Source organism: Limnohabitans sp. (assembly GCF_046052765.1).
GTDB lineage: Bacteria > Pseudomonadota > Gammaproteobacteria > Burkholderiales > Burkholderiaceae_C > Limnohabitans.
In genome coordinates this window covers 1-26,397 of record NZ_JAVLFQ010000065.1, presented here as the reverse complement: position 1 = coordinate 26,397, position 26,397 = coordinate 1, and the positions used below count along the sequence as shown (strand labels likewise).

General features: G+C 45.9%; 24 protein-coding genes. 12 read left to right on the top strand and 12 right to left on the bottom strand.

Annotation, left to right across the window (positions count from 1 at the left end):
• Nucleotides 1-37 precede the first annotated feature (37 nt).
• The 4 genes from rho to AC9UG7_RS09175 all read left to right on the top strand — a co-directional run bounded on the left by rho (nucleotide 38) and on the right by AC9UG7_RS09175 (nucleotide 4,751).
• Entirely contained in the window at nucleotides 38-1,300 is a 1,263-nt protein-coding gene (gene rho, locus AC9UG7_RS09190; protein ID WP_509581340.1) for a transcription termination factor Rho, read from the top strand.
• A 79-nt stretch (nucleotides 1,301-1,379) separates the two neighbouring features.
• Nucleotides 1,380-1,637, top strand: a complete 258-nt coding sequence (locus AC9UG7_RS09185; RefSeq protein WP_509586861.1) for a type B 50S ribosomal protein L31 — start codon at nucleotides 1,380-1,382, stop codon at nucleotides 1,635-1,637.
• An 83-nt stretch (nucleotides 1,638-1,720) separates the two neighbouring features.
• The gene (locus AC9UG7_RS09180) at nucleotides 1,721-3,409 is read left to right on the top strand and encodes a hypothetical protein (protein ID WP_509586859.1); all 1,689 of its coding nucleotides are present in this window, start codon (nucleotides 1,721-1,723) and stop codon (nucleotides 3,407-3,409) included.
• Nucleotides 3,402-4,751 (top strand): MATE family efflux transporter, encoded by a 1,350-nt coding sequence (locus AC9UG7_RS09175; RefSeq protein WP_509586857.1) that lies wholly within the window; start codon nucleotides 3,402-3,404, stop codon nucleotides 4,749-4,751. Before AC9UG7_RS09180 ends, AC9UG7_RS09175 begins: the two co-directional genes overlap by 8 nt.
• Here the strand turns inward: AC9UG7_RS09175 and phoR are convergent.
• From phoR to pstS, 7 genes are all read right to left on the bottom strand, one after another.
• The gene (phoR, locus tag AC9UG7_RS09170) at nucleotides 4,738-6,096 is read right to left on the bottom strand and encodes a phosphate regulon sensor histidine kinase PhoR (protein WP_509586855.1); all 1,359 of its coding nucleotides are present in this window, start codon (nucleotides 6,094-6,096) and stop codon (nucleotides 4,738-4,740) included. The genes AC9UG7_RS09175 and phoR overlap by 14 nt on opposite strands.
• Before the next feature lie 18 nt (nucleotides 6,097-6,114).
• A complete protein-coding gene (gene phoB / locus AC9UG7_RS09165) occupies nucleotides 6,115-6,810 on the bottom strand; it encodes a phosphate regulon transcriptional regulator PhoB (protein ID WP_509586853.1) in 696 nt (231 codons plus the stop codon).
• A gap of 3 nt (nucleotides 6,811-6,813) precedes the next feature.
• Nucleotides 6,814-7,515 (bottom strand): phosphate signaling complex protein PhoU, encoded by a 702-nt coding sequence (phoU, locus tag AC9UG7_RS09160; RefSeq protein ID WP_509586851.1) that lies wholly within the window; start codon nucleotides 7,513-7,515, stop codon nucleotides 6,814-6,816.
• Between the two features lie 23 nt (nucleotides 7,516-7,538).
• Nucleotides 7,539-8,327 carry a phosphate ABC transporter ATP-binding protein PstB gene (gene pstB, locus AC9UG7_RS09155; RefSeq protein WP_509586849.1) on the bottom strand — a complete coding sequence of 263 codons (789 nt, stop codon included), beginning with the start codon at nucleotides 8,325-8,327 and terminating at the stop codon, nucleotides 7,539-7,541.
• A gap of 27 nt (nucleotides 8,328-8,354) precedes the next feature.
• Nucleotides 8,355-9,221, bottom strand: a complete 867-nt coding sequence (gene pstA / locus AC9UG7_RS09150) for a phosphate ABC transporter permease PstA (protein ID WP_509587090.1) — start codon at nucleotides 9,219-9,221, stop codon at nucleotides 8,355-8,357.
• 60 nt (nucleotides 9,222-9,281) lie between these two features.
• Complete coding sequence (pstC, locus tag AC9UG7_RS09145; RefSeq protein ID WP_509586846.1) at nucleotides 9,282-10,259, bottom strand: phosphate ABC transporter permease subunit PstC; 978 nt, start codon at nucleotides 10,257-10,259, stop codon at nucleotides 9,282-9,284.
• A gap of 83 nt (nucleotides 10,260-10,342) precedes the next feature.
• Nucleotides 10,343-11,365 (bottom strand): phosphate ABC transporter substrate-binding protein PstS, encoded by a 1,023-nt coding sequence (pstS, locus tag AC9UG7_RS09140; protein ID WP_509586844.1) that lies wholly within the window; start codon nucleotides 11,363-11,365, stop codon nucleotides 10,343-10,345.
• Between the two features lie 206 nt (nucleotides 11,366-11,571).
• Between pstS and ppx the strand changes: the two genes are divergently transcribed.
• Entirely contained in the window at nucleotides 11,572-13,074 is a 1,503-nt protein-coding gene (gene ppx, locus AC9UG7_RS09135; RefSeq protein ID WP_509586842.1) for an exopolyphosphatase, read from the top strand.
• Here ppx and AC9UG7_RS09130 read toward each other — a convergent pair.
• The 4 genes from AC9UG7_RS09130 to AC9UG7_RS09115 all read right to left on the bottom strand — a co-directional run bounded on the left by AC9UG7_RS09130 (nucleotide 13,071) and on the right by AC9UG7_RS09115 (nucleotide 16,562).
• Nucleotides 13,071-14,204 carry a branched-chain amino acid ABC transporter substrate-binding protein gene (locus tag AC9UG7_RS09130; RefSeq protein WP_509586840.1) on the bottom strand — a complete coding sequence of 378 codons (1,134 nt, stop codon included), beginning with the start codon at nucleotides 14,202-14,204 and terminating at the stop codon, nucleotides 13,071-13,073. The genes ppx and AC9UG7_RS09130 overlap by 4 nt on opposite strands.
• A 144-nt stretch (nucleotides 14,205-14,348) precedes the next feature.
• The gene (locus AC9UG7_RS09125; RefSeq protein ID WP_509586838.1) at nucleotides 14,349-14,615 is read right to left on the bottom strand and encodes a hypothetical protein; all 267 of its coding nucleotides are present in this window, start codon (nucleotides 14,613-14,615) and stop codon (nucleotides 14,349-14,351) included.
• Entirely contained in the window at nucleotides 14,612-15,052 is a 441-nt protein-coding gene (locus tag AC9UG7_RS09120; RefSeq protein WP_509586836.1) for a DNA polymerase III subunit chi, read from the bottom strand. Before AC9UG7_RS09120 ends, AC9UG7_RS09125 begins: the two co-directional genes overlap by 4 nt.
• Nucleotides 15,053-15,080: 28 nt before the next feature.
• Nucleotides 15,081-16,562, bottom strand: a complete 1,482-nt coding sequence (locus AC9UG7_RS09115; protein ID WP_509586834.1) for a leucyl aminopeptidase — start codon at nucleotides 16,560-16,562, stop codon at nucleotides 15,081-15,083.
• A gap of 26 nt (nucleotides 16,563-16,588) precedes the next feature.
• Between AC9UG7_RS09115 and lptF the strand changes: the two genes are divergently transcribed.
• The 4 genes from lptF to AC9UG7_RS09095 all read left to right on the top strand — a co-directional run bounded on the left by lptF (nucleotide 16,589) and on the right by AC9UG7_RS09095 (nucleotide 20,199).
• Entirely contained in the window at nucleotides 16,589-17,695 is a 1,107-nt protein-coding gene (gene lptF / locus AC9UG7_RS09110; RefSeq protein ID WP_509586832.1) for an LPS export ABC transporter permease LptF, read from the top strand.
• Nucleotides 17,692-18,798, top strand: coding sequence for an LPS export ABC transporter permease LptG (gene lptG / locus AC9UG7_RS09105; protein ID WP_509586830.1), 1,107 nt, complete (start codon nucleotides 17,692-17,694; stop codon nucleotides 18,796-18,798). The genes lptF and lptG overlap by 4 nt, the downstream gene beginning before the upstream one ends.
• Nucleotides 18,798-19,154 carry a sirohydrochlorin chelatase gene (locus AC9UG7_RS09100; protein ID WP_509586828.1) on the top strand — a complete coding sequence of 119 codons (357 nt, stop codon included), beginning with the start codon at nucleotides 18,798-18,800 and terminating at the stop codon, nucleotides 19,152-19,154. Before lptG ends, AC9UG7_RS09100 begins: the two co-directional genes overlap by 1 nt.
• 124 nt (nucleotides 19,155-19,278) lie before the next feature.
• A complete protein-coding gene (locus AC9UG7_RS09095; RefSeq protein WP_509586826.1) occupies nucleotides 19,279-20,199 on the top strand; it encodes a CysB family HTH-type transcriptional regulator in 921 nt (306 codons plus the stop codon).
• Nucleotides 20,200-20,306: 107 nt separating this feature from the next.
• On the opposite strand, the gene hrpA is transcribed toward AC9UG7_RS09095, so the two are convergent.
• On the bottom strand, nucleotides 20,307-24,437 hold the full coding sequence (gene hrpA, locus AC9UG7_RS09090) for an ATP-dependent RNA helicase HrpA (protein ID WP_509587088.1): 4,131 nt from the start codon (nucleotides 24,435-24,437) through the stop codon (nucleotides 20,307-20,309).
• Between the two features lie 154 nt (nucleotides 24,438-24,591).
• On the opposite strand from hrpA, the gene AC9UG7_RS09085 reads away from it, so the two are divergent.
• From AC9UG7_RS09085 to argA, 3 genes are all read left to right on the top strand, one after another.
• Complete coding sequence (locus tag AC9UG7_RS09085; protein ID WP_509586823.1) at nucleotides 24,592-24,858, top strand: ribbon-helix-helix domain-containing protein; 267 nt, start codon at nucleotides 24,592-24,594, stop codon at nucleotides 24,856-24,858.
• On the top strand, nucleotides 24,855-25,292 hold the full coding sequence (locus tag AC9UG7_RS09080) for a TA system VapC family ribonuclease toxin (RefSeq protein WP_509586820.1): 438 nt from the start codon (nucleotides 24,855-24,857) through the stop codon (nucleotides 25,290-25,292). The genes AC9UG7_RS09085 and AC9UG7_RS09080 overlap by 4 nt, the downstream gene beginning before the upstream one ends.
• An 11-nt stretch (nucleotides 25,293-25,303) precedes the next feature.
• On the top strand, nucleotides 25,304-26,397 hold a 1,094-nt coding region (gene argA / locus AC9UG7_RS09075), incomplete at its 3' end, for an amino-acid N-acetyltransferase (RefSeq protein ID WP_509586818.1).

Sequence of the window (26,397 nt, the reverse complement as noted above, 5' to 3'; positions counted from 1 at the left end):
CCCGCCACTATGAATGAACTCCTAAAGGAGTACCCCTATGCATCTGAATGAACTCAAAGCTCTTCATGTGTCCGAAGTATTGAAACAAGCTGAAGAATTAGAAATTGAAAATACCGGAAGAATGCGCAAACAAGAGTTAATGTTTGCCATTATCAAAAAACGGGCTCGTGCAGGTGAACAGGTTTTTGCTGATGGTGTTCTTGAAATACTGCCGGATGGTTTTGGTTTTTTACGCAGTCCTGACACGAGTTATACGGCCAGTACAGACGATATTTACATCAGCCCAAGTCAAGTCAGGCGCTTTAATCTTCATACGGGCGACATGATTGAGGGTGAAGTTCGAATACCCAAAGATGGTGAACGATATTTTGCTCTAACCAAACTTGATCAAGTCAACGGTGATCTTCCTGAAAACAACAAGCATAAAGTAATGTTTGAAAATCTAACCCCTTTGTTCCCTAAAGAACAAATGAGGTTAGAGCGAGATATCAAGGGCGAAGAAAATATCACCGGCCGTATCATTGACATCATCGCTCCTATTGGAAAAGGTCAAAGAGCACTTCTTGTTGCACCACCAAAAAGTGGCAAGACTGTGATGATGCAGCACATCGCACATGCTATTTCCGCCAACTATCCGGAGAGTCATGTCATGGTTTTACTGGTTGACGAACGACCAGAAGAAGTCACAGAAATGCAACGCAGCGTCAAAGGTGAAGTCATAGCATCGACCTTTGATGAGCCAGCCGCTCGACACGTTCATGTCGCAGAAATGGTAATAGAAAGAGCAAAACGTCTGGTAGAACTGAAAAAAGATGTTGTTATTTTGCTTGACTCCATCACTCGTCTGGCAAGGGCTTACAACAACGTTGTTCCTAGCTCAGGAAAAGTACTCACAGGCGGTGTTGATTCAAATGCATTACAACGGCCTAAACGCTTTTTCGGCGCAGCCAGAAAAGTGGAGGAAGGTGGTTCTTTAACCATCATTGCTACCGCTTTGATTGATACTGGAAGCAGAATGGATGAAGTAATCTTTGAAGAATTCAAAGGAACCGGTAATTGTGAAATCCATCTTGATCGTCGCTTGTATGAAAAGAGAGTATTTCCTGCCATTCAACTCAATCGCAGCGGTACACGCAGAGAGGAGCTCCTGCTCAGTCCTGAAATACTACAGAAATCAAGAATATTAAGACAATTCATCTACAATTTAGATGAAATTGAATCCATGGAATTGATGCTTAAAAACATGAAGGCCACGAAAACCAACGTTGATTTCTTTGACATGATGCGACGCGGTGGCTAGTCAGTTCGTGCATAATACTAGGTTACCGAAAAGTGCAAGGGATAGGCTCTTGTGGCTGTCGAAATGACAAGGAAATGATATGAAAGAAAATATTCACCCCGAGTACCGCGAAGTCTGCTTTGTAGACTTATCAAACGGATTCAAATTTGTTACTCGCACATGCGCTAATACCAAAGAAACCATCAAGATGGACGATGGTCGCGAACTTCCACTTTACAAATTGGATACTTCTAGTGAATCTCACCCTTTTTATACTGGCACGCAAAAATCAGTTGATACCATGGGCGGTAGAGTTGAAAGATTCCGCAACAAATACGGTAAAACTGCAGCTAAATAACCATTGCTCTCTGGAAAAAAGCAGCTTAATAGGCTGCTTTTTTTATTTCTGAAATCAAATGTAGTTGACTAAATTAACCAAAGATGAATACGCCATCGCCGGCAATCGTATCTGATCTTGCAGTCCAACGATTGCCGAAATACGCATTAATCGCTTTATGCGTCATTTACGTTTTAACAGGTTCATTTGGCCGAGACCCATGGAAAAGTATTGATTTAACCTCGCTAGGTTATATGATGAGTTTAGCCAATCACTCATCCTCGTTATTTAACATCAATATGGCGGGAATAGCGCCTGAACTGGATGCGTTATTGCCCTATTGGCTTGGTATGCTTGCCATGCAGTGGCTTACATGGTTAAGTCCCGATATTGCTGCTAGAAGTGTATTTGCACTTTTTAATCTATTAGGAATGGGTTGTTTGTGGCTTGGCATATATTTTTTGGGAAGAAACCCCAAAGCTCAACCTGTCGCATTTGCTTTTGGCGGTCAAGCAAACCCTAAAGATTACGCATGGTCAATGGCTGACGCAGGTTTATTGGCTTACATTGCATGCCTTGGATTGGCATTACCCAGCCATGAAATTACTCCGATGGCGTTTCAACTTAATTCTGTATGCATTATTTTTGCAAGTGCTGCCAGCCTGGCTTTTTATCCAACCATCGGAATAATGGGTGTCTTGCTTAGTTCAATACTTCTGAGCTTAAGTGGTGCGCCAACTATAGGTTCAATTTTTTTTGCAGGTATATCCATTCTATGGTTACAGCATCCTCAATCAACCAAAAATCAAAAACTGTTTCTAGTTGTAGCTTTTATTTCTATTGTTTCTCTCATTTTTTACTTGGAACTCTGGCAATGGCGCATAGTCAAAACTTATGAATTGAGAGCCAAAATCAAAGAGCAAGCAGAGTTATTGATTTGGTTTCTTTGGCCCGCATGGCCTCTTGCAGCTTGGAGCATTTGGAAATGGCGAAGTCATTGGCAACAGCAAGCATGGACTCAGCACCTTACGATCCCTATTTTCTTTTTTGTTATCACATTATTTTCTAGCTTATTTACTGAAAATCCTGACAGAACATTGCTGCTTGTGTTGCCAAGTATTTCTGCCCTCGCCGCTTTTGCATTACCCACATTCAGCAGAGCAGCTGCTTCATTAGTCGATTGGTTCACACTGTTATTTTTTACTGTGTGTGCTTTGGCTATTTGGATAGTATGGATTTCACTTGAAACAGGTATACCCACTCAACCCGCTTTAAATGTCTATAAATTGGTACCTGGTTACATGCATCAATTTCAACTCTTACCATTGATAACAGCAGTCGCTGCAACCGTATTTTGGATTAAATTGGTCATTTGGAGAGTCGGTCGTCATCCATCGGCACTCTGGAAAAGTTTGATACTTCCAGCCGGCGGCACAAGTTTATGCTGGATATTGCTTATGACTTTATGGCTGCCATTTCTTGACCATGCATTGAGTTATAGAACATGGACTCAACAATTACGTCAAATCATTGGCAATGACACTTGCATTTATTTTTCGAACATAGACAGACATCAAATCGCAGGTTTTAGTTTTCACGGAAATTTTGTTTTTGAACATATTTCTGAACCTAAGCAGACGTGTCATTGGCTCTTGATAAAGCCTTCACAAAAAACCACACCATCTATCCCGAATAAATCTGAATGGCTATTCCAACAAACTATGGTGAGACCTGGTGATAAAAATGACGTAATTTCGATTTATAAACGAGTGGCACCATCCAAACATGACTGAAAAAAAGATCATCCTAAAACATGCTGGAACTGTGCTCCTTGGCCAAATAGCTGTCGTTGCTTTTGGCGTCACGGACACTGTGATTGCCGGCAGATATGAACCCCAAGCTCTCGCAGTTTTATCGGTCAGCTCTGCCATATATATTTCTGTATATGTTTCACTTTTGGGTGTTATTCAAGCCTTACTCCCTATATTTGCAGAGCTATTTGGAGCGAAAAAGCTAGAGTCGATCGGATACCATTTCAGACAAGCGCTATATATATGGTTGATATTGTCCATATTAGGCGCAATGATTCTTCTTTCTCCTTATTTTTTATTGCACCTGACACAAGTACCTGAATCAGTTCAACCATATATTCAAACTTACCTAGGCACTCTTGCAATTGCAATACCAGCAGCACTATTCTTTAGGCTCTACAGTTCTTTGAATCAAAGTATTGGAAAACCTAGGCTCATCACTTGGATACAAATATCAGCGCTGATTGTCAAAATACCACTTTCCATTCTTCTAACATTTGGGACAACTGAGTATCCCGGACTCGGAATTCTGGGTTGTGCACTTGCTACCGTGATTGTCAGCTATTTGATGTGCTTCGTAGCCATCTGGCTTTTACATACCAATGAAATATATAAAAGTTTTCAAGTGTGGTGCTCTCTGGAAAAACCCGACTTAGTTAAGCTCATGAAAATGGTGAAGTTAGGAATTCCGAATGGATTCAGCGTTTTAGTTGAGGTAACGTCTTTCACTTTAATGGCACTATTCATTGCCCGCTTAGGGACAATGGCTACTGCCAGTCATCAGATTGCAGCGAATATGACGGCACTTATTTATATGATTCCACTTTCATTTTCGATTGCTGTCAGTGCAAGATTGAGTTATTGGATAGGTGCAAAAAATAATTTAAATGTTCTTAAAGTTATTCGCATCGGTTTTCAAGTAATTATTTTAGAATCAACTTTTATAGCGTGTATTCTTTTTCTATTTTCAGATTCAATTGCTGATTTATATGCAAAAGACGAATCGGTTAAACAAGTTGCTGCCAAGTTATTGATTTTGGTAGGGTTCTTCCATGTTGGAGATGCAATACAAACTTTGTGTTTTTTTATACTTAGAAGTTTTAAAATTGCTTTACTTCCATTTATCGTATACGGAACTATGCTTTGGGGGATAGGTTTAACTGGAGGATATTTTCTTGCCTATAAGGGCTTAGGAATGTATGCTCCGATGGAGTCACCGGAAGCATTTTGGATAATGAGTGTGATTGCATTGGCATTTGTTTGTATTTGCTTGATATACATCATCATAAAGAATTTACCGAAAAACAAAATCACTCAGGATTAATCATAGGTTTTTTACGCATTCTGGATGCAGGAAAAGTAAGCGTAAATTTTGACCCGATATTCAGCTTACTCTCAATCTCCATCGTGCCTTCATGACGTTGCATGACATGTTTGACTATAGCCAAACCCAGACCTGTACCTCCCGTGTCCCTGGATCGACTTCTATCTATACGATAAAACCGCTCTGACAAGCGTGGAAAATGCTCAGGCGCTATTCCTTGCCCTGAATCTTTCACACTAAAAACTCCTTTTGTGTCGAATTCGTTCCAAGAAACAAGAATTTCACCATTGGCAGGTGTATATCTAACTGCATTACTGATTAAATTTGAAAATGCACTTATCAATTCAGTTGAAGAACCTAAAATTTCTGTATCAATAGAATTTTTATCAATAACAAATTTAATTGATTGTTTTTCAGTTTCAAATGAATGTAATTTAAAAGAAAGACCAACAGCTTCATCTTCAAGTTGTTTAAATATCTTTTGCAAAGATACCCATTGATTATGACTAGGCAAAGGACGTCCGTCGAGTCGAGATAAGGTAAGTAAATCCTCAACAAGCGACTTCAATCTATACGATTGTTTTGCCATCAATTCCAAGTATCTATCCTGTTCATCCTTATTCAGAGGTAAGGACTGAAGGGTTTCTATAAATCCTGAGAGAACAGTCAGTGGAGTTCGAATTTCATGAGAAACATTTGCAACAAAATCTCTGCGCATAGTTTCTGCTTGTTCAATCAACGTCACATCACGCGACAATAAAAGCATACGGCCGTCGCCATAAGGAAACAATTGAATACCCAATTTATGTGGTCTATCTACCCGATGCAATCGACCTTCAATAATGATCTCATGGTCAAAAGATTTTGAATTCACATAATCTGTAAAAGTAGGATTACGAAGCATATTACCTATCAATTGCTGTAAATCCAAATTAGCATCTAAACCAAGGTGTTGTGATGAGGTTTGATTGCTCCATTGGATTCTCATGTCTTTATCTAAAATAATGACACCATGTGGTGATACTTGGATGGCTGCTAGAAATTGCCGTAAACTTTCTTCGCTTACCAACCTTAATTTATCTTTATTGTTAATCAATCGAGAGATTCGATTGATAGCATCAGCAAATCGAGCACCAATTTTTATACTGGAATTTGTCTCGGGTTGTCTGATCCATTGAAATAATTTTTCTACTTGACTAACTTCCAACAAATACAAAACTGTAACTACTGATAGCATCCCTAAGCTTGCATAAAGCAGCCACTGACCAGAATTATCTGATAAAAATATACCGATACCTGAACCAATGCAAAGCCAAAATATTAAGCTAATCAATCTACCAATCATTTAAAGATTATGGCAGTTTTAAGTATGTGATTGATTTGTAAATCTATATCCTACGCCTCTTACAGTTTCAATCATGTCGCCCGCTTGCCCCAAGGCTTCGCGCAATCGCTTAACGTGAACGTCTACTGTTCTTTCCTCGATAAATACATGGTCTCCCCATACTTTATCCAAAAGCTGTGACCTGCTGTGGACTCTTTCAGTATGGTGCATCAAAAAATTGAGCAGCTTAAATTCAGTTGGACCCATTTTCAAAAGCATGCCTGATAAAGTTACTCGGTGAGTCGCTCCATCTAAATGCAATTCACCAATGGTGATGGCATCTTCAGCCTGCTGCGGTGATCGTCTGCGCAAAACGGATCTGATACGCGCCATCAATTCCTGAGTAGAGAAGGGCTTGGTAATGTAATCATCTGCACCTGCATCCAGACCAGAAACTTTGTCAATTTCTTCACTTTTAGCTGTCAAGAAAAGTATGGGAATGGTTTTAGTGCGTGAATCATTTCGCCATTTTCGGGCCCAATAGATTCCGCTCTGACCTGGCAACATCCAGTCCAGAAGAATGACATCTGGTAAAACTTCATCAATGGAAATTTGGGCTTTTTCTCCATTCTCAACCCAAGTTGGAGTTAAACCGTTATGCCTCAGATTGATGCAGATTAATTCTGCAATAGATGGCTCATCTTCTACTATCAAAACCTTGGGTAAATGACGCATGATTTATTGAAGTGTTGACTCAATATGCTCCAGTGAAGTGTGCCGTACATCTTCACCTTTAACGATATAAATAATCAATTCAGCAATATTCTTAGCATGATCACCAATTCGTTCAAGTGCTTTTGCTGCGAAGAGTAAATCCAAACTTGAACTAATGGTTCTGGGATCCTCCATCATGTAGGTGATTAATTTACGAACGAAACCGTCAAACTCTTTGTCAATTAAATCATCTTCTTTCAATATAGTGAGTGCTGTCGATGTATCCAATCGTGCGAATGCATCTAATGATTTTCGAAGTAAACCGCTGGCCATTTCAGTAGCTAGGCGCAACTCAGATGATGGCAGAGATCTCAAACTGCCATTGTTAATAAGCGATTTAACCATCCGCGCAATTTTGTTGGCCTCATCACCGGCACGCTCTAAGTTGGCCGTTGCTTTTGAAATGGCCATCAACAAGCGTAAGTCCTTGGCGGTAGGTTGTCGGCGAGCGATGATGGTAGACAACTCACGGTCAATTTCCACTTCCATCATATTCACTTGGTTTTCAGTTTTGATCACTTGATCTGCAACTTCTTCAACAAACAAAGAAAGTGCATATACAGCTTGTTGAATTTGAGATTCAACCAAGCCGCCCATCTCCATCAAACGAGATGAAACCCCATTGAGTTCATTATCAAACTGTGAGGATAAGTGTTTATCAGGCATGAAAGTCCTTAGAAAAAAATAAATTAGCCAAAACGACCTGTGATGTAGTCTTCAGTTTCTTTTCGTTTGGGTTTAAAAAACACTTGCTCAGTATCACCAAATTCAACCAGATCACCTAGATACATATATGCCGTGTAATCTGAAACCCTTGCGGCCTGCTGCATATTATGCGTAACAATCACAACGGTGTATTCACTCTTTAGCGTTGATACCAATTCTTCCACTTTACCTGTTGATATAGGGTCAAGCGCTGACGTTGGTTCGTCAAGTAACAATATAGACGGCTTAACCGCTATGCCCCTTGCTATGCATAATCTTTGCTGCTGACCACCAGACAAAGATAAACCACTTTGGCTTAACTTGTCTTTCACTTCATTCCAGATAGCCGCTTTTTGAAGTGCCCATTCAACTCTATCGTCCATTTCGCTTCTGGACAAATTTTCATAAAGACGAACACCAAAAGCAATATTGTCATAAATTGACATTGGAAAAGGGGTCGGTTTTTGAAAAACCATTCCTATACGTGCTCGCAACAAATTCAAGTCTTGGTTAGAGGCAAGAATATTCTCCCCTTTGAAATTAATTTCTCCTGTCGCTCTTTGGCCAGGATAGAGGTCATACATACGGTTAAAGGTTCGCAGTAATGTAGATTTGCCGCAACCTGAAGGCCCAATGAATGCAGTGACACTGTTTTCTTGAATATCTAAATTGATATCTTTTAGGCTATGAAAATTGCCGTAATAAAAATTTAAATTTCTGGCTTCAAGAATATTTTTTTGCTTTGTTAACACGGGCATTTCAGTAGTAGACATTGTGATTTCTCTCAAAAATATCAGTGGTCAAAGAGACACTTTATTGCGGAAGTAAACCCTGGCCAATATATTTAAGCCAAGAACAGCCAAAGTGATCAATAAAGCGCCAGCCCAAGCCAAGTCAACCCAATTTTGGTATGGACTCATGGCGAATTGAAAAATAACCACAGGCAGATTTGCCATTGGTGCATTCATATTGAAACTTAAAAATGGATTATTGAGAGCCGTAAATAGCAAGGGTGCTGTCTCACCACTGACTCGTGCTAAAGCCAACAATACACCCGTCATCACGCCACTTTGGGCTGCCTTCAAAACAATAAATGTAGATACTCTCCACTTGGGTGCGCCCAAAGCAAATGCTGCTTCTCGCAGACTCACTGGCACCAAACTCAACATGTTTTCTGTGGTTCTGACGACGACTGGTATGGCGATTAAACTGAGTGCCAACGTTCCGGCCCAACCAGAAAAATGTTTTGCGTTCACCACCACAAGTGCGTATACAAATAAACCAATCACAATCGATGGGGCGGACAACATGATGTCGTTTAAGAATCTGGTTATGTTGGCAAATGGACTGTTTTTTCCAAACTCAGATAAATAGATTCCAGCCATTACACCAATCGGCGTACTTACAAGCGTACAGGAAAACACAATCATCAAACTTCCAAGTATTGCATTGGCAAGCCCCCCGCCATCGCTGTCAGGCCCAGGAGTTTTATTCACGAATAGGTCAAAACTCAGGACAGAAAATCCCTTGAAGAAAAGCAATCCTAATATCCAAAATAAAAATGCCAAGCCAACAACCATTGCAGATATCGACAAAAGCAAACCAATCAAGTTTTGCCTTTTACGCTTTGCGTAGATAGACGCATTGAAATTGGATTGTTGGCTCATATTAATTTGACTTGCAGCTTGACTGTAAGTGTCAGAAGGAGTGTTGATCATTAAGATGTCTCATGTTTTCATGCCTTTTTTGGCTTCCGCCCTGATCAGCATCCATTTGGCCAATGAAAGAACAATCAAGGTAATCACGAACAAGGCAAGACCTAAAGCAAATAAAGAAGAGTAATGCAGACCTGGTTCTGCTTCACCGAACTCATTAGCGAGCGTGGAAGCGATGGAATTTCCAGGAGAAAATAATGACGAGGACAGTTTATGAGCATTACCAATAACAAATGTAACTGCCATTGTCTCTCCCAACGCACGACCCAACCCCAGCATGATTCCACCAATCACTCCTGCTTTTGTATAAGGTAAAACAATCTGAGTGACCACTTCCCAAGTTGTGCATCCCAAACCGTATGCAGATTCCTTCAATACAGGAGGAACGATTTCGAAAACATCGCGCATGACAGATGCGATAAAAGGAAGAATCATCATGGACAAAATCAATCCAGCAGCCAAGATACCAATTCCGTTAAAAGCGCCGGCAAAGAAAATGGAAAGAAAAGGGAGTTGGCCTAATGTTGAAGCCAGAAATGGCTGGCCATATTCTGCAAATAACGGAGCAAAAACAAATAATCCAAACATGCCATAAATAATTGAAGGAACTGCAGCCAGTAATTCGACAGCAGTACCCAGTGGACGCCTTAAATTCATCGGACAAATCTCAGTCAAAAAGACTGCAATGCCAAAAGCCAGCGGAACAGCTATAAGAATGGCGATCAAAGCGGTTGATAGAGTTCCAAAAATAGCAATCAATCCACCGAATTCAGAATTAATGATGTCCCATTCGATGGTGTAAAAAAAAGGAAAGCCGAAAGCTTCTAATGCTGGCCAAGCGCTGACAGCTAAAGAAATAATAATCCCTGATAAAGCAAGAAGCGTGGTACCAGCAAATAAAAGCGTGAGATGCTCAAAGACGAAGTCCTGTAAGCGCATTAACTTTAATTTCCCAATATTTGCTAATTTATTATTTTTAGGATTGTTCATTGTCGATATATAACCAAGTGTCTAAAGGTTTCAACCGAAGACCTGAGGTCTTCGGTTGATCAGCTATTCAAAAGACTTTTAAATTATTTAGTTTCGATTTTAGACCATACGTTTTTGCGTATGAAATCAGTGGTGGAATCTGGCAATGGAACATAGTCCAGATCAATTGCCATTTTTTTGCCGTCCTTGAAACCAAAATCAAAAAACTTGAGTGCATCAGCTGCTGCCGCCTTGTTGGTAGGCTGTTTGTACATCAGAATAAAAGTTGCTGTGGTAATGGGCCAAGACTTTGCACCTGAAGCATCTGTTAAAGATGCAGCCATGGCAGGAAACTTAGACCAATCGGTGCCAGCAGCAGCAGCGGCGAACGTCAAATCATCAGGTTCAACGATGTTGCCGTCTTTATTTTTCAAGTTGATGTGTGAAAGTTTATTTTTCTTAGCATATGCGTACTCAACATAGCCAATAGAATTTTTGACACGGCTGACGTTAGCTGCAACACCTTCGTTGCCTTTTCCACCAACAGAGGTTGCTGCAGGCCATTTAACGGAAGCACCAAAACCCACTTTGTCTTTCCAATCTGGACTTACCTTAGACAAATATTCAGTGAATGTGTAGGTGGTTCCAGATCCATCAGCACGGTGAATCACGGTAATGTATTCGTCTGGCAATTTCACATTGGGGTTCATCTCTTTGATTTGCTTGTCATTCCATGTAGTGATGGAGCCCATGAAAATTTTTGCAAGCAACTCACCTGTCAATTTGATATCACCAGGATTGACGCCGGATAAATTAACCACAGCAACTACACCACCAATGACTGCGGGGAATTGAACCAAACCTTCTTTTTCAACTTCATCAGCCTTTAACGGTGCATCAGTGGCGCCAAAGTCAACAGTTTTAGCTTTGATTTGCTTGATGCCACCTGATGAGCCGATGGATTGGTAGTTCACACCGACACCAGATTTTTCTTTGAAAGCTTCAGCCCATTTGCTGTAAACGGGGTATGGAAAAGTAGCACCAGCGCCGGTGATGTCGGAAGCAAAAGCACTTGCTGAAATTGCTACTGTAAAAACTGCGGAAATCAGGTTTCTTGAAAAATTCACGAGCACTCCTTGAGAAAAAACTGTCTATAACTAAATTAGGATGAAATGAATGTAGGCGAAAAATATGACAGTTTCATGTCCATCGTGTTCTCTTAAATTGCAATTTTGAGAGTAAGATCTCAACTGAAAGTTTTTTTCTTATTACTAATGTGCTATTTAATGTATTCAGACTTTTTATTTTCTCCACGCCTTAACTCAGATCAACAATGAAAAACGGAACCCTTCTGGCGGCAATTGACCTTGGATCCAACAGTTTCAGACTGGAGATTTGTCGATTTAACAATGGTTTGTTTCAACGGTATGAGTATCTCAAAGAAGCAGTCAGACAAGGCAGCGGGCTTGATCAGGATAGAAACTTAAGCGTTTCATCGATGGAAAAGGGATGGGATTGCCTCGCAAGATTTGCAGAGAGACTCTCAGGTTTTGAACCAACTCAAGTCAGAGCTGTTGCGACTCAGACCCTCAGGGAAGCGCGTAACGCAAAAATGTTTCTTGAAAAAGCCAACCGAATACTGGGTTTTCCTATCGAAGTTGTTTCTGGCAGAGAAGAAGCGCGATTGATCTACCAAGGTGTTGCTCATTTACTTCCCTCATCTGATGAGCGCAGGCTTGTTATTGATATCGGTGGTCGGTCTACAGAATTTATCATCGGAAAAAATAAAGAGGCACTGCAGCTTGAGTCATACCGTGTGGGCAGTGTGGCATCAAGTATGAAATATTTCTCCTCCGGCGAATTCTCTGCCAGCTCATTCCAACGAGCGGAAATTGCAGCCAAGGCCATATTGGATGAAGCTTTGCCTATTTTTGCAAAAGACGCTTGGGACAAAGCGTACGGGTCCTCCGGTACCGTGAGTGCAGTTTCAGAAGCGCTGACTCAAGCTGGGTGGCCATCAGACAGAATCACACAAGAAGGGATTGATTGGTTAAAGAATGAATTGATTCGCATCGGTCACGTGGATAAATTGCGCTTAGAGGGTATCAAAGAGGATCGAAAAGCGGTGATAGCTGGAGGTTTGAGCGTACTAAGCGCCTTACTTGATTTGTTTGGCATCAATGAACTCCTAGTCACTCCAGGTGCACTAAGGCACGGGGTCTTGTATGACCTCATTGACAGAGAAGATGAAGACAAAGACATACGTGCAATGACAATCGCCGCTTTGCGTAAAACCTTTCAAGCTGATGCATCACAAGCGCAAAGGGTTAGCAGATTAGCCTCTGAATTTCTTAGTTCATTACAGACTTACGATGAAGGCGCTCCTGAGTGGACACGATTAAAGAAAAAATTAGACTGGGCAGCACAACTGCATGAGATAGGTAATTTGATTTCACATACAGATTCTCACAAACACGGCGCCTACATTATCGAAAACACAGATACGCCTGGATTTGCGAAACATGAATTGCATAGGTTAAGTTTGTTGGTACTTGGCCATAAGGGCAAATTGAGAAAGCTGGATGTGGATTTTGAAGATGAGCATTTGGTTTACCAATTACTGAGCTTACGTCTCGCCGTCATTTTGTGTCACGCAAGAAGAGATCCAGAAAGCGCACTTTTGCGAATTGAAAAATCCAAAGAGTCGCCTCGGTGCTTTGATTTAAAAATAGAACCGCTGTGGTCACAGCGGTTCCCTCAGTCCACACATTTGCTTCAACAGGAAGTTTTATCCTGGCAAAAAACGAGCTGGAAATTAAGACTTGTGCTAGGTTAACGAACCACAGCAATAGTTATTTTTTTACCAGCCTTGAATGAATGCAATGTCAATGCACCATTCTTGATATCGCCTTTGTCATCAAATCCGATGTCTCCGGTCACACCTTTGTAACCTGCTGTCTTTGCAAGTACAGGCAGGTATTTGGCTGGGTCAGATGAATTGGCTTTAACCATGGCATCTACCATGACATTCACTGCGTCATAAACATAGGGTGCGTAGATTTGTACATCAGCGTTAAAACGCTTTTTAAATTTCGCGTTGAAATCAGCCAGAATCTTTTCCTGAGGACCTTCAACACCGCCAGCTTCAGCGCAATACACTTGGTTGTCAGCAATGGTGTCTCCAGACAATTTCACCAGTTCACCGGTACAAATACCGTCACCGCCCATAAACTTGGTGTTCAAGCCAAGCGCTTTCATTTGTTTGATCATCGGACCAGCTACCGCGTCCATTCCACCGAAAAAAATCACATCAGGCTTCTTGCCCTTCAAGGTGGTCAAAATGGCTGTGAAGTCAGTTGCTTTATCCGTTGTGAATTCGCGACCCACAATGGTGGCGCCAGCTGCTTTAGCAGCCTTTTCAAACTCATCGGCAACACCTTGACCGTAAGCAGTTCTGTCATCAATCACAGCAATATTTTTTGCACTCAATTTTTGAACAGCGTATCGACCAAGGGTTCCACCCAGATGAACGTCGTCTGCCACCACACGAAAAGTTGTTTTATAGCCTTGTCGGGTGAATTTAGGGTTGGTGGATGAGGGTGAAATTTGTGGAATACCCGCATCGCTGTATATCTTGGATGCCGGAATAGATGTGCCTGAATTTAAATGACCAACCACGCCGTTCACCTTTTGGTCAACCAGTTTTTGAGCAGCTGCAGTGCCTTGTTTGGGATCGGCAGCATCATCTTCCGCTAGCAATTCAAATTTAACTTTTTTACCGCCAATAGTGACGCCCTTTGCATTGAGCTCTTCGACGGCCAGGCGAGCCCCATTTTCATTGTCTTTACCTAAGTGAGCGATCGGCCCACTTAGAGGTGCGACGTGTCCAATTTTGACGATGTCCTGTGCGAACGCAGTTCCACCGAAACAGGCTGCAAGTGCTAGTAGCGTGAGTTGATTTTTCAAGATGATCCCCTAGAATTTATGGTTGATTGCAAGTGATTGCAAACGCATGTTACTAAAAAAACAATTCCTAAAGACAACTATAGGAAATACTGATTGTTAAGTGGGTAATTGCATAAAGTTACCTACTAAAACTTATCAAAAAGATTATCCATTTGTTTTTTTGGCGTGCTCTGTCAACACATGTTCGACAGCTTCGCGGATAAGCTCAGGCATGATGTCAGTGATGCGATTCTGCACCCGTTCAATCACTTCCTCGGCCAAAACATCTTGGACCAAATATTCACTCTTCAAGGCATCTCTGACTAGCACTTTGGGACTCCAAGGCAGCACAGCCGGTCGTAAAGAATCATTGATGCGGATCACATCCTTCAATTGCGGTACCTGTGTGTGAGGTGAAACCGGCTTGTTCATGGTGCGACAGTAGCTACATCATGTCGAAGCAATGCGTAGCCTCTGTCCGCATAATATTTCCATCGTTTTCTCGCCTGACTTTTGTCTTCATCATTCACAGAAACAATTTCAATGATGCGCTCAAAGGCTTCAAAGCCTTTGACCAAGCCTTGTCCCAAGTTCAACAATACATGCCTGTGTAATAGCGTTTCTGGCAATTGCGAACCAGGGACCAACACCACAGGTGTATGCGTCAACGTTTCGATACTTGCATCGTAAATACAATGGGGAATAAAAGTTTGTGCACTGAATGACCACAAAGCCGAATCAAGTGCATGCAATTGTTGTTCCTCTCCAGTCACCACTACCTTGGCAGCGTTTGCAAACGCTTTCCTCAACAAGCGGCAAGCGTAATCCAGCTTGTCAGTCGTATTGAAATGGAAGGCAATTTCAGTCATAGGAGCGGTTTCCCAACAGTAGACAGGATTATTTTTTTGTTGGAGCTGATGTTTTTGAAGCGGGTTTTGGAGACAAGTTTGCCTGCATCATGACATAGGCAAGCAAAGCGGGCACAGGTCGCCCCGTTGCGCCTTTGGCTGCACCGCTTTTCCAAGCTGTACCAGCAATGTCCAAATGTGCCCAAGGGAAGTCTTTGGCAAAGCGTTCCAGAAACTTTGCGGCAGTGACTGAACCAGCTGCACGATCAGCAACGTTGGCCACATCTGCAAAATTGGATTTCAAGCCATCGGCGTATTCCTCGTCCAACGGCATACGCCAACACAAATCAAGGCTTTGTTCACCTGCCTGCAACAGTTGCTGCGCAAGTTTTTCGTCGGTCGCATACAAACCACTGCGCAAATGTCCGAGGGCGATCACGCAAGCACCCGTCAAAGTGGCAATATCAATAACTGCAGTCGGTTTGAAACGCTTGGCATAGGTGAGAGCATCGCAAAGTATCAACCGACCTTCTGCATCGGTATTCAATATTTCAATGGTTTGTCCACTCATACTTGTGACAACATCGCCTGGCTTGAGGGCTTGACCGCCCGGCATATTTTCGCAAGCAGGTATCAAACCAACCACGTTTACGTTGGGTTTTAAGTGGGCCAGTGCTTCAAAAGTGCCCAGCACGCTGGCTGCACCGCACATGTCAAATTTCATTTCATCCATGCCCGGGCCAGGTTTGAGCGAAATGCCGCCAGTATCAAAAGTTATCCCTTTGCCCACCAATACGACTGGGGGTTTCGAAGCATTTGTGCCTTTGTAATTCAGAATGATGAACCGAAGTGGCTGGGATGATGCTTGAGCAACAGCAGCGAATGAGCCCATGCCTAAACGCAATACCTCTTTCAGCCCAAGAACTTCACAGGAAATAGAGGGGTGTTTCGCCAGGGCTTTGGCCGCTTTAGCCAACAAATCAGGCGTGGCATGGTTGGCTGGCCGGTTTCCCCATTCACGCGCCAAAGCAACCCCGCTAACCTGCGCTTTGGCAAGAGAAAATGAAAGTTGGCTTGACTTGGCATCAGGCACACCAATAACGACTTGGGTAATTCCAGTCAATTTAGCGCTAGGCTTGGTATGGGAATAAACGTAGGCAGCATCAGCGGCAGCCTGAGCAGCTATGACCAAGTGATGAGAATGCCCTTCATCCAAACAAATGGCTACTTTGCTTGATTTGGTTTTTTTCACGGACTGAATGGCCAAGGTCACAGCCTGACGCACATCCTGAGGTCTTCCCTCTCCAGTCGCCGCAAACACCAAGCGCTGCGTTTTCAGGCCAACAGGCTTCCACCAAAGCATACATTGACCGACAGCTCGGTTGAAATCGCCCGACTTTTCCGCTTGAGACAACATGGTTGACAAAAGGCCGGTATGTTTTGTCTGTTTCTGAGAAACTAGGACGATCAAGGCGTCTACATGTAAAGATGCCGCCTGTGCCCAAGATAGTGTTTGTAGATCCAAGTTCATAATTAGCCCTTTTAAAACCAACGACCATGTTATTCGATTCCTCCTTTCGGCAAGAACTGGCGCGGTATTTCTGGGCCACATTGGTGGTTTTAACCATCATTGTGATCACCGTATGGTTGATTCGAACATTCGGTGACGCTTCTATGGGCAAATTCAATCCCAAGGATGTGGGAATGGTTTTAGGCTACACAGCCATGGGCAATTTGCACTCCTTGCTGACATTGAGTCTTTACATTGCCATGGTTTCTACGGTCTCGCGCATGTATGCAGAAAGCGAAATGGTCGTCTGGCAATCGAGTGGTCAAAGTGTGTTGTCGCTGCTGGCCCCGACCTTCAAATTCGCTTGGCCATGGTTGATTGCTATTACTGCGTTATCTCTGATGGCATGGCCTTGGTCAAATCTACAAATCAGAGATTTGCGCGAACGCTTCGAAAGACGAGGAGACCTTGAAAGAATCAAACCTGGACAATTTCAAGAATCAGCGGATGGGAAAAGGGTTTTTTATATTGACAACACCAGCATTTCTCAAAATAACGGTAACCGAATATTTATAGTTTCAAATGAAAACAACACCCAGTCTATTGTGACGGCACAAACTGGCATCATTGAAACCAGAGAAAACAACCGATTTTTTGTTTTACACAATGGTCAGCGGATTGAAATCAAACCAGAAAAAAATGAATTTAAATTGGTCGAATTTGAGACTCACGCTTCCAAGATAGACACACTTCCTATTCAACTTAGTTCAGCGGATGCTCAGACCACCCAACCTTTGGGTCTTCTCGCCACACCCACACCGGTTAATTTAGGTGAACTTGGCTGGAGGATTGGAATGGCCATCGCAGCTTTGAACTTAACCATTTTGGCTATTGCCATACCTTTTATCAACCCTCGCAGCGGGCGATCAGGCTCATTGATAGTTACCATCATCAGTTTTTTTACTTACTACAACATGGTCAACATGAGCAGGGGCTGGATTGCAAATGAGATGATGAGTTTGACGCAGATGCTCATTACATTGCATTTGCCGGTACTCCTTTTAGCTTTGGGTATTCTTTACTGGCGACAACAGCAAGGACTTATCTTCACCAAACAACGCAAAGAAGTTTCAGTCAAAGTGATTCAGGCATGAAAACCTTAAGGGGAATGATTTACCGGGAAGTTCTTCAAAAAGTAGGTTTTGCAACGCTCGGATTTGTTGCATTATTTTTCTTCTTTGATGCTATCGATGAACTCAAGCTGATTGGCAGCGGCCCAGGCCCTGGATATTCCATGCAACATGCCATGTGGTATGTGGTGTTAATGATCCCAAATCATCTTTATGAACTATTACCTATCACTGTTTTAATAGGCACCATTTTTGTGATGGCCCGATTGGCACAAAGTTCAGAATTCACCATCATGCGTACCAGTGGTCTAGGACCATTGCGTGCGCTGAAGACATTGATGGAACTCGGTTTATTTTTTGTGTTGCTTGCTTTTGTGGTGGGCGACTACGTCACACCAGTTAGCAGTCGGCAGGCTCAATTGCTCAAAGCCCGTTATCTTGGGCAATCCATTAGCAATGGCGCATCCGGTGCTTGGCTTAAAGAAAACAAAACCGATTCGTCAAGTATTGCAAATGTGTTGGCGTTGAACCGTGATGGACAGTTGACAGGCATACGTATTTTTGAATTCAACCAACTAGGAAAATTGACCACCATCATTTATGCAGCTTCCGGGGTCTTCATGGACTCTAACGAAGGATGGCTACTCTCAGAAGTCGTGCAAGATAAATTCACTGACGGCATCGATAAAAATATTGACCGATTAAAACTCAACACCTTGATTTGGCCCAATGGATTGACCGAAGACATGGTGTCAGTCGCCATCTTAAAACCTGAAAAAATGGCTACTTGGGATTTATTCAAATACATTACCCACCTAAAGAAAAATGAACAAGCATCGCTTCGTTATGAAATTGATTTCTGGAAGAAAGTGTTTTATCCGCTGAGTTGTATGGTGATGGTGGTTCTGGCTTTGCCTTTTGCTTACTTGCATTTACGAAATGCAAATATGAACACCATGGTATTTTTGGGCGTGGTTCTGGGCATTACCTTTGTTCTGATCAACAACTTGTTTGGCTACATAGGCAATTTGAATTCATGGTCACCTTGGCTCGCTGCAGCAACGCCAGGGCTGGTGTTCATGACAGGTTCGCTGTTGGCGTTCGCTCGTCTGGTGTTGAGACATTGATGCAAGCCGTCATTTTGTTCGCCCACGGTTCGCGTGACCCACAATGGCATTTGCCTATGCAGGCAGTCCAAGCGCGTGTGGCACAAATGCAACCCCAAACGCCTGTCGCATGTGCTTACCTGGAAATGAGTCAACCCGATTTGCCGCAAGCGGTGGCCGATTTGCTGACCAAAGGCGTGACCCACATACGCGTGGTGCCCATGTTTTTGGGCGTCGGAAAACATGTTCGACACGATCTTCCCCAAATGATGGCTGACCTTGAGCAACAGTACCCCGAAGTGTCTTTTGAGTGCCAGCCTGCGGTCGGCGAGCACCCTGATCTGCTGGATCTATTGGCGCGTATTGCCGTCGCTTGATAGCCGGCTGCTGACAGTGGGGGATGTCTGAGTCATGCAGCCAACGAGCCAGCTATATGAGCTTTTAGCGGCCATTACCCCCGAATAAAGGCATAATGAACAGCTGTCGTTATATGGATTCGTTATGAACCTACACCAATTCCGATTTGTCCAAGAAGCTGTCAAACGTAACCTCAATCTCACTGAAGTCGCCAAATCGCTGCATACCTCGCAGCCCGGCGTGTCCAAAGCCATTTTGGAACTGGAAGAAGAATTGGGCATTGAAATTTTCGGCCGCCACGGCAAACGCTTGAAACGCGTGACAGAACCCGGCGAGCACGTGCTCAAAAGCATAGACATTATTTTGAGGGAGGTAAACAACCTCAAGCGCATAGGCGAGCAATACAGCACCCAAGACTCAGGCACTTTGTCTATCGCCACCACCCACACACAAGCGCGTTACGTGCTGCCTGTTCCCGTCGCGCAATTGCGCAGCGCCTACCCGAACGTGAACATCAGCCTGCACCAAGGCGCGCCGGACCAAGTGGCTCGCATGGTGATGGACGAAACCGCAGAAATTGGCATTGCGACCGAGTCTTTGTCGGATTACCCAGAGCTGATCACCCTGCCCTGTTACGAATGGGAACACGTGCTAGTGCTGCCCAAAGACCATCCGCTTGCTTCGGTAGCAGACCTGCAACTCAGCGACTTGGCGAATGAGCCCATCATCACTTACCACCCCTCATTCACGGGTCGCACACGCATTGACAAAGCCTTTGCCGCCCTACACCTGACGCCGCGCATTGCGCTGGAAGCGATTGACTCGGACGTGATCAAAACCTATGTGCGCTTAGGCATGGGCGTGGGCATCGTCGCCGAAATGGCGGTGCGCGACATCACCGACGAAGACCTGCTGGTTCGCCCCGCAGGGCATTTGTTCGGTCGCAACTTGGCACGCATTGCATTTAAAAAGCAGGCTTATTTGAGGCAATTTGTGTTTGAATTTGCGCAACTGCTGAACCCGGAGTTGAACGCAGTGAGGATTGCGGAGTCCATGGAAAATTGACCAGAACTGTTCAAAAATTTTCTCTGTGATTCGACTGCCCTCAAACCTTCTAGCCACGACTCACATGCCTTTCAGGAAGACCTGAGCCTACGCTGAAAATCATGTGCTCAGTGCGAAAGCTGAGCCCATACTTTTTCCAACCGTTTCACACTCACTGGTTGCGGCGTTCTAAGCTCTTGCGCGAAAAAGCTCACGCGCAGTTCTTCCAATAACCACCTGAACTCCAGCATGCGCGAGTCGGTCTGGCCTTTGCGCTCGACCACCAGCCGCCAATACTTTTGCTCCAGCGGTTTCAGCTCGGCCAATCGTTGCGCGTCACGCGCAGGGTCAGCTCGGTATTTCTCCAACCGCAGGCTGATGGCTTTCAAGTAGCGTGCGCAATATTGTAACTGCGGCCACGGGGTGGCGGCCAAAAAGTTTTTTGGTAACAGTCGTTGCAGTTGCTGGGTGCAGTCGGCGGTGGCATCCGGTGCGTTTTTGGTGTCTTTGATTTTTCGCTGTGCCAGCGCAAACTCGCTCAGCACGCCCAACGACAAACGCGCCACTTCGTTCGCTATCAAGGTCAAGCGCCCGCGCCCCTCGTCTATACGCCGCTTAAAGCTGGCTTCATCGTTCGGCAAGGGTTCGAGCAGAAACGCACGGTCCAGCGCCACGTCAATAATTTGCACTTTCAATTCATCGGCGCTGCCTAGCTGCATATAAGCCACCGCCATTTTTTGCATGTCTGGTATGTTTTTCTCGAGGTACTTGAGCGCGTCTTTGATTTGCAATGCAAACAAGCGGCGTAATCCAGCACGGTTTTTGGTAGCGGCGACATCTGGCTCATCAAACACTTCGATGCTGACCGCGTCGCCTAAGTCGACCAAGGCGGGGAAGCCGATGAGGCTTTGCCCGCCTTTGCTGATTTCCATCAACTCGGGTAGTTCGCCGAAGGACCAGTTGGTGTATTTTTTATTAGCGATCTGGGAATTGAGGGCAGAGCCCTTTTTCTCTGACTTGAAATTGGGGTCAGAGCCCTTTTTCTCTGACTTGAAATTGTTGTTCACGAAATTGGGGTCAAAGTCCGAGAAATTGGTGTCAGAGCCCGAGTTTTGCTTCGCAAAATCGGGATCTGACCCCAATTTCACCGACCCCAATTTCACCGACTCCAATTCCTCTGACCCCAACTTCTCAGTTGAAGAAGCCAACTTCAACCCCGCCAACGCCTGAAAGGCACCTCTGGCCTTAGAGCCCAACTCCGCCTTCAACGCGCCAAGATTTCTGCCCTGTCCCAACTGTCGTGCGTGTTCGTCTACCACGCGAAAATTCATGAAGAAATGCGCGCTCAACATGTCCAGCTTGAAGTCGGTACGTTTGATGTCCAGACTGGTTTCATCACGGGCTTTTTTCAACAGCACGTCAGTCAAACCACCCGAGCCAAACACCTCAGGCGCTGACAACTCAGCCGCCAAGCGAGCGGCGCTCTCAGGCAGCGGCACAAACCTGCTGCGCGGGCGCTGCGGCAGGCTTTTGAGCAACGCTTGTATCTTGTCTTTCAACATGCCGGGCACCAGCCACTCTGCGCGTTCTTCGCTCACCTGGTTAAGCACAAACAAAGGCACGGTCACAGTCACGCCGTCCTTGGCGTCACCCGGCGCGTGCAGATATTGCGCGGCGCAATCCACACCGCCTAAACGCACCATCTTCGGAAATGCCTGCGCGGTGATACCTACAGCTTCGTGCCGCATCAGCGATTCACGCGTCATCAACAAAGGCTCGCTGTTGTCACCCGCGTCGCGCCTGCGGCGGCTCTCGTCACGGTGCCAGCGCTCCAAGCCTTTGCAATTGCAAACGTCCTCAGGCAATAACTGTTCGTAAAAAGCTTGGATCATGCTGTCGTCCACCAACACATCTTGGCGGCGTGACTTGTGTTCCAAGTCCATCACTTGCGCGATGAGTTTTTTATTCGCTGCCATGAACGGCAACTCTGTTTGCCACTGCGCTTCAACCAGCGCTTGCTGAATGAATATTTGTCTGGCTAACACCGGATCAGCTTTGGCAAAAGGCACTTTTCGTCCGCTGTAAATCACCAAACCGTAAAGCGTTGCGCGTTCGAACGCGACCACATCGCCTTGCCTAGCTTCCCAATGTGGGTCCAGCAATTGTTTTTTCAGCAAATGCGCGCCGGCTTGCTCCAGCCACACGGGGTCGATATTGGCAATGCCGCGCCCGAACAAACGCGTGGTCTCCACCAACTCGGCGCACACCAACCACTTGCCGGGTTTCTTCTTTAAATGCACGCCGGGATGGCGGTAAAACTTGATGCCACGTGCGCCAAGGTAGATGTCTTCTTCGTCTTGTTTGCAGCCTATGTTGCCAAGCAGTCCGGTCAACATGGACTGGTGCAATTGCTCATAACTGGATGGTTTTTCGTTCATCGCCCAGCGCTGCTCGTTCACCACGGTCAAGAGTTGCGAATGCACGTCGCGCCATTCGCGCCAGCGCCGTATGTTGATGAAGTTTTGTCGCAACAGGTTTTCATGCTGACGGTTACTGAGTTTATGGGTCGCGCCAGCTGGGCTTGGAGGCCCATTGCTTTGGGCTTGCTTTCCTTGCTTGGCCTGCACTTGTGGAGGTTTGCTAGCACCAGCACCTTGGTGGTCAACAGATGTGCGCTCGCCGCCGCGCGACGCTTCCAGCCAATCCCACAAGCGCAAATAGCCGCTGAATTCACTTTTTTCGTCCTTGAACTTGGCGTGCGCTTGGTCGGCTTGCGTTTGTGCTGTCAAGGGGCGGTCGCGTACGTCCTGCACGCTGAGCGCCGAGGCGATGATCAGCACCTCTCTTAACGAGTTCAACTCACGCGCCGCCAAAATCATCCGCGCCACGCGCGGGTCTAAGGGCAATTTGGCAAGTGTTTTGCCAACAGGTGTAAGGCTGTTGTCCTCGTGTACAGCACCCAGTTCGTTCAGCAACTGAAAACCATCGGCAATCGCTTTGGGTCGTGGCGCTTCTAGAAAGGGAAAGTCAGCCACATCGCCCAAGTGCAGCGACATCATGCGCAAAATGACCCCGGCCAGCGAGCTGCGCAATATTTCAGGCTCGGTGAAACGTGGCCTGCCGTTGAAATCTTTTTCGTCATAAAGTCGAATACAAATACCGTCAGAGACACGGCCGCAGCGACCGGCGCGTTGATTAGCTGCCGACTGGCTGATAGGCTCAACCAACAACTGCTCGACCTTGCTGCGAAAGCTGTAACGCTTGACGCGTGCCAATCCGGCATCAACCACAAAACGAATACCCGGCACGGTCAGCGATGTTTCGGCGACGTTGGTGGCCAGCACAATACGCGGTGCGCCACCGGTCTCGAACACGCGCTCTTGCTCGGCTTGCGTGAGGCGCGCGAACAGCGGCAGCACATCCACGTGGCGCGTATACACGTTGTGCGACAAATGGCCGCGCAGGTGTTCGGCGGCTTCGCGTATCTCACGCTCGCCCGGCAGAAACACCAATATATCGCCGCGAGGGGTACCTGACCACAGTTCATCCACTGCATCAGAGATGGCATTTGATATGTCGTACTCGCGGCTTTCTTCCCATGGGCGGTAGCGCATTTCAACCGGAAAGGTGCGGCCCGACACCATGAGCACGGGTGCCGGACCTTTGGCGCTGGCGAAATGTTGCGCGAAGCGGTCAGCGTCTATGGTGGCCGAGGTGATGATGATTTTTAAATCCGGACGACGCGGTAATATTTGTTTGAGGTAACCCAGCAAGAAGTCAATATTCAGGCTACGCTCGTGCGCCTCGTCGATGATGAGCGTGTCGTAGGCCAACAGCAGCGGATCGGTCTGTGTTTCTGCCAGCAAGATACCGTCTGTCATCAGCTTGACCGAAGCGTCACGCGACAACTTGTCTTGGAACCGTACTTTGTAGCCGACCACATCGCCTAATGGTGTTTTCAACTCCTCGGCGATACGTTTGGCCACAGAGGTGGCGGCGATGCGGCGGGGTTGGGTGTGGCCGATGATTTGGCGGCGTTTGGGTTTGGTGAAATTAGGGTCAGACACCGATAAATTGGGGTCAGAGCCCGAGTTTTGCTGCGCAAAATCGGTATCTGACCCCAATTTCCCGGGCTCTAACCCCAGTTTCTTCCAGCTTCCCCTGCCAAGTGCCAACGCCATTTTGGGCAATTGCGTGGTTTTGCCCGAACCGGTTTCACCGCAAACAATGACCACTTGATGGGCTTGAATCGCCGACATGATGTCATCGCGGCGGGCGCTGACCGGCAGGTCTTCGGGAAAATCGATGGCTTGAGGCGGGTTGGGCTTTGTCACGGCGCTAATTATCCCACGTCACAGATTCACATATTCACGTGCTACACTGGTTCACATAGACTTTGGAGGGAGTTTCCAAATGACCAATCTCACCATCTCTCTGGACGAAAACCTCGTCAAACAAGCGCGCATCAAAGCCATTCAAGAAGGCACCTCGCTCAGCGCGAAGGTGCGCGAAATGCTGGCTGCCTATGTGCGGCAAGAAGTACCTATTGCACCGGCAGTTATCCCTAAACTGCCGATCTCTAAGTCCACTGGCGGCCTGATGCCGGGCATAGACCCCTGCAGCAACCGTTCCTTTTATGACGCCATGGATGCCAACATGGACATCAGCAATCTCAAATGACACCCGACGTGAACGTGCTGGTGTCGGCTTTCCGTCCGGATCACCCGCACCACCTCACCGCACACCAGTGGCTGGACGACACAGTGCGTCAGGCGGGCAATGGTCGCGTCAGTTTGCAACTCCTGGGCATGGTGGTGACTGGTTTTGTTCGCATCACCACCCACCCCAAAATATTCCACGAAATTGATCCCTTGAAAGATGTGAGCAACTTCCTAGACAGTCTGCTCAGTTGTCCAGGCGTGCAATTTCAAACGCAAGGAGCAGCTTGGCCGCACTTTAGAGAACTATGTCTGACTCGACAAGTCAGGGGCAATCTGGTTAGCGATGCTTGGATTGCGGCAACCGTCTTGCATTCTGGTGAGACACTCTGCACATTCGATCGTGACTTCACACGCTTGCTGCCCTCTAAACAATTGATTCTGCTAAAGCCTTAAAGCTCAAACCCATGTCCACTGTTTTTAATTTCACTTTCGTCCCCTGGTTCCGCTCGGTTGCTCCTTACATACATATGCACCGTGGCAAAACCTTTGTGGTCGCCATATCAGGTGAAGCCATTGCAGCAGGTAAATTGCCCAGTCTGGTGCAAGACTTGGCCATGATTCAGAGCATGGGCGTGAAAGTGGTGCTGGTGCATGGCTTTCGCCCGCAAGTCAACGAGCAACTCAAAGCGAAAGGCCATGCGCCCAAGTATTCGCACGGCATACGCATCACCGACAGCGTGGCGCTGGATTGCGCACAAGAAGCCGCCGGTCAATTGCGTTATGAAATCGAAGCCGCGTTCAGCCAAGGCTTACCAAACACGCCGATGGCTGGCGCCACCATTCGCGTCATCTCGGGCAACTTCATCACCGCACGGCCGGTGGGTATTGTTGACGGCGTGGACTTTCAACATTCCGGTCTGGTGCGCAAAGTCGATATCACCGGTATCAGCAAAACGCTTAGCTTGGGTGCGATGGTGTTGTTGTCGCCGTTCGGTTTTTCGCCGACCGGTGAAGCTTTTAACTTGACCATGGAAGAAGTCGCCACTTCGGTAGCGAGTGCCTTGCAAGCGGACAAATTGATTTTCGTGACTGAAGTGCCCGGCATACGCATCAAGCCCTTGGAGCCCGCCGGTGAAGACAACCCGATTGACACGGAAATGCCGCTGGATGTGGCTGAGCAACTGCTGGCAGATGCACCGCCGGCCAATCAACCGACCGACATCGCTTTTTACCTGCAACACTGCGTCAAAGCATGCAAGCACGGTGTGGAGCGCAGCCACATACTGCCGTTCGCGGTGGATGGCGTTTTACTTCTGGAAATTTATGTGCACGATGGCATAGGCACCATGGTGGTGGATGAGCGCTTAGAGAGTTTGCGCGAAGCCACACCGGACGATTTGGGCGGCGTGCTTCAATTGATTGAACCTTTTGAAAACGACGGCACGCTGGTGCGTCGCGAACGCACAGAAATTGAGCGCGACATAGGCAACTACTCGGTGATTGAACACGATGGCGTGATCTTCGGCTGCGCGGCGCTCTACCCTTACCCGGAAAACAA

What these genes read in the sequence shown, in the direction of transcription:
- rho (WP_509581340.1), top strand. Translation starts at nt 38, where the DNA reads ATGCATCTGAATGAACTCAAAGCTCTTCATGTGTCCGAAGTATTGAAA.
- AC9UG7_RS09185 (WP_509586861.1), top strand. Translation starts at nt 1,380, where the DNA reads ATGAAAGAAAATATTCACCCCGAGTACCGCGAAGTCTGCTTTGTAGAC.
- AC9UG7_RS09180 (WP_509586859.1), top strand. Translation starts at nt 1,721, where the DNA reads ATGAATACGCCATCGCCGGCAATCGTATCTGATCTTGCAGTCCAACGA.
- AC9UG7_RS09175 (WP_509586857.1), top strand. Translation starts at nt 3,402, where the DNA reads ATGACTGAAAAAAAGATCATCCTAAAACATGCTGGAACTGTGCTCCTT.
- phoR (WP_509586855.1), bottom strand. Translation starts at nt 6,096, where the DNA reads ATGATTGGTAGATTGATTAGCTTAATATTTTGGCTTTGCATTGGTTCA.
- phoB (WP_509586853.1), bottom strand. Translation starts at nt 6,810, where the DNA reads ATGCGTCATTTACCCAAGGTTTTGATAGTAGAAGATGAGCCATCTATT.
- phoU (WP_509586851.1), bottom strand. Translation starts at nt 7,515, where the DNA reads ATGCCTGATAAACACTTATCCTCACAGTTTGATAATGAACTCAATGGG.
- pstB (WP_509586849.1), bottom strand. Translation starts at nt 8,327, where the DNA reads ATGTCTACTACTGAAATGCCCGTGTTAACAAAGCAAAAAAATATTCTT.
- pstA (WP_509587090.1), bottom strand. Translation starts at nt 9,221, where the DNA reads ATGAGCCAACAATCCAATTTCAATGCGTCTATCTACGCAAAGCGTAAA.
- pstC (WP_509586846.1), bottom strand. Translation starts at nt 10,259, where the DNA reads ATGAACAATCCTAAAAATAATAAATTAGCAAATATTGGGAAATTAAAG.
- ppx (WP_509586842.1), top strand. Translation starts at nt 11,572, where the DNA reads ATGAAAAACGGAACCCTTCTGGCGGCAATTGACCTTGGATCCAACAGT.
- AC9UG7_RS09125 (WP_509586838.1), bottom strand. Translation starts at nt 14,615, where the DNA reads ATGAACAAGCCGGTTTCACCTCACACACAGGTACCGCAATTGAAGGAT.
- AC9UG7_RS09120 (WP_509586836.1), bottom strand. Translation starts at nt 15,052, where the DNA reads ATGACTGAAATTGCCTTCCATTTCAATACGACTGACAAGCTGGATTAC.
- AC9UG7_RS09115 (WP_509586834.1), bottom strand. Translation starts at nt 16,562, where the DNA reads ATGAACTTGGATCTACAAACACTATCTTGGGCACAGGCGGCATCTTTA.
- lptF (WP_509586832.1), top strand. Translation starts at nt 16,589, where the DNA reads ATGTTATTCGATTCCTCCTTTCGGCAAGAACTGGCGCGGTATTTCTGG.
- lptG (WP_509586830.1), top strand. Translation starts at nt 17,692, where the DNA reads ATGAAAACCTTAAGGGGAATGATTTACCGGGAAGTTCTTCAAAAAGTA.
- AC9UG7_RS09100 (WP_509586828.1), top strand. Translation starts at nt 18,798, where the DNA reads ATGCAAGCCGTCATTTTGTTCGCCCACGGTTCGCGTGACCCACAATGG.
- AC9UG7_RS09095 (WP_509586826.1), top strand. Translation starts at nt 19,279, where the DNA reads ATGAACCTACACCAATTCCGATTTGTCCAAGAAGCTGTCAAACGTAAC.
- hrpA (WP_509587088.1), bottom strand. Translation starts at nt 24,437, where the DNA reads ATGTCGGCGATTCAAGCCCATCAAGTGGTCATTGTTTGCGGTGAAACC.
- AC9UG7_RS09085 (WP_509586823.1), top strand. Translation starts at nt 24,592, where the DNA reads ATGACCAATCTCACCATCTCTCTGGACGAAAACCTCGTCAAACAAGCG.
- AC9UG7_RS09080 (WP_509586820.1), top strand. Translation starts at nt 24,855, where the DNA reads ATGACACCCGACGTGAACGTGCTGGTGTCGGCTTTCCGTCCGGATCAC.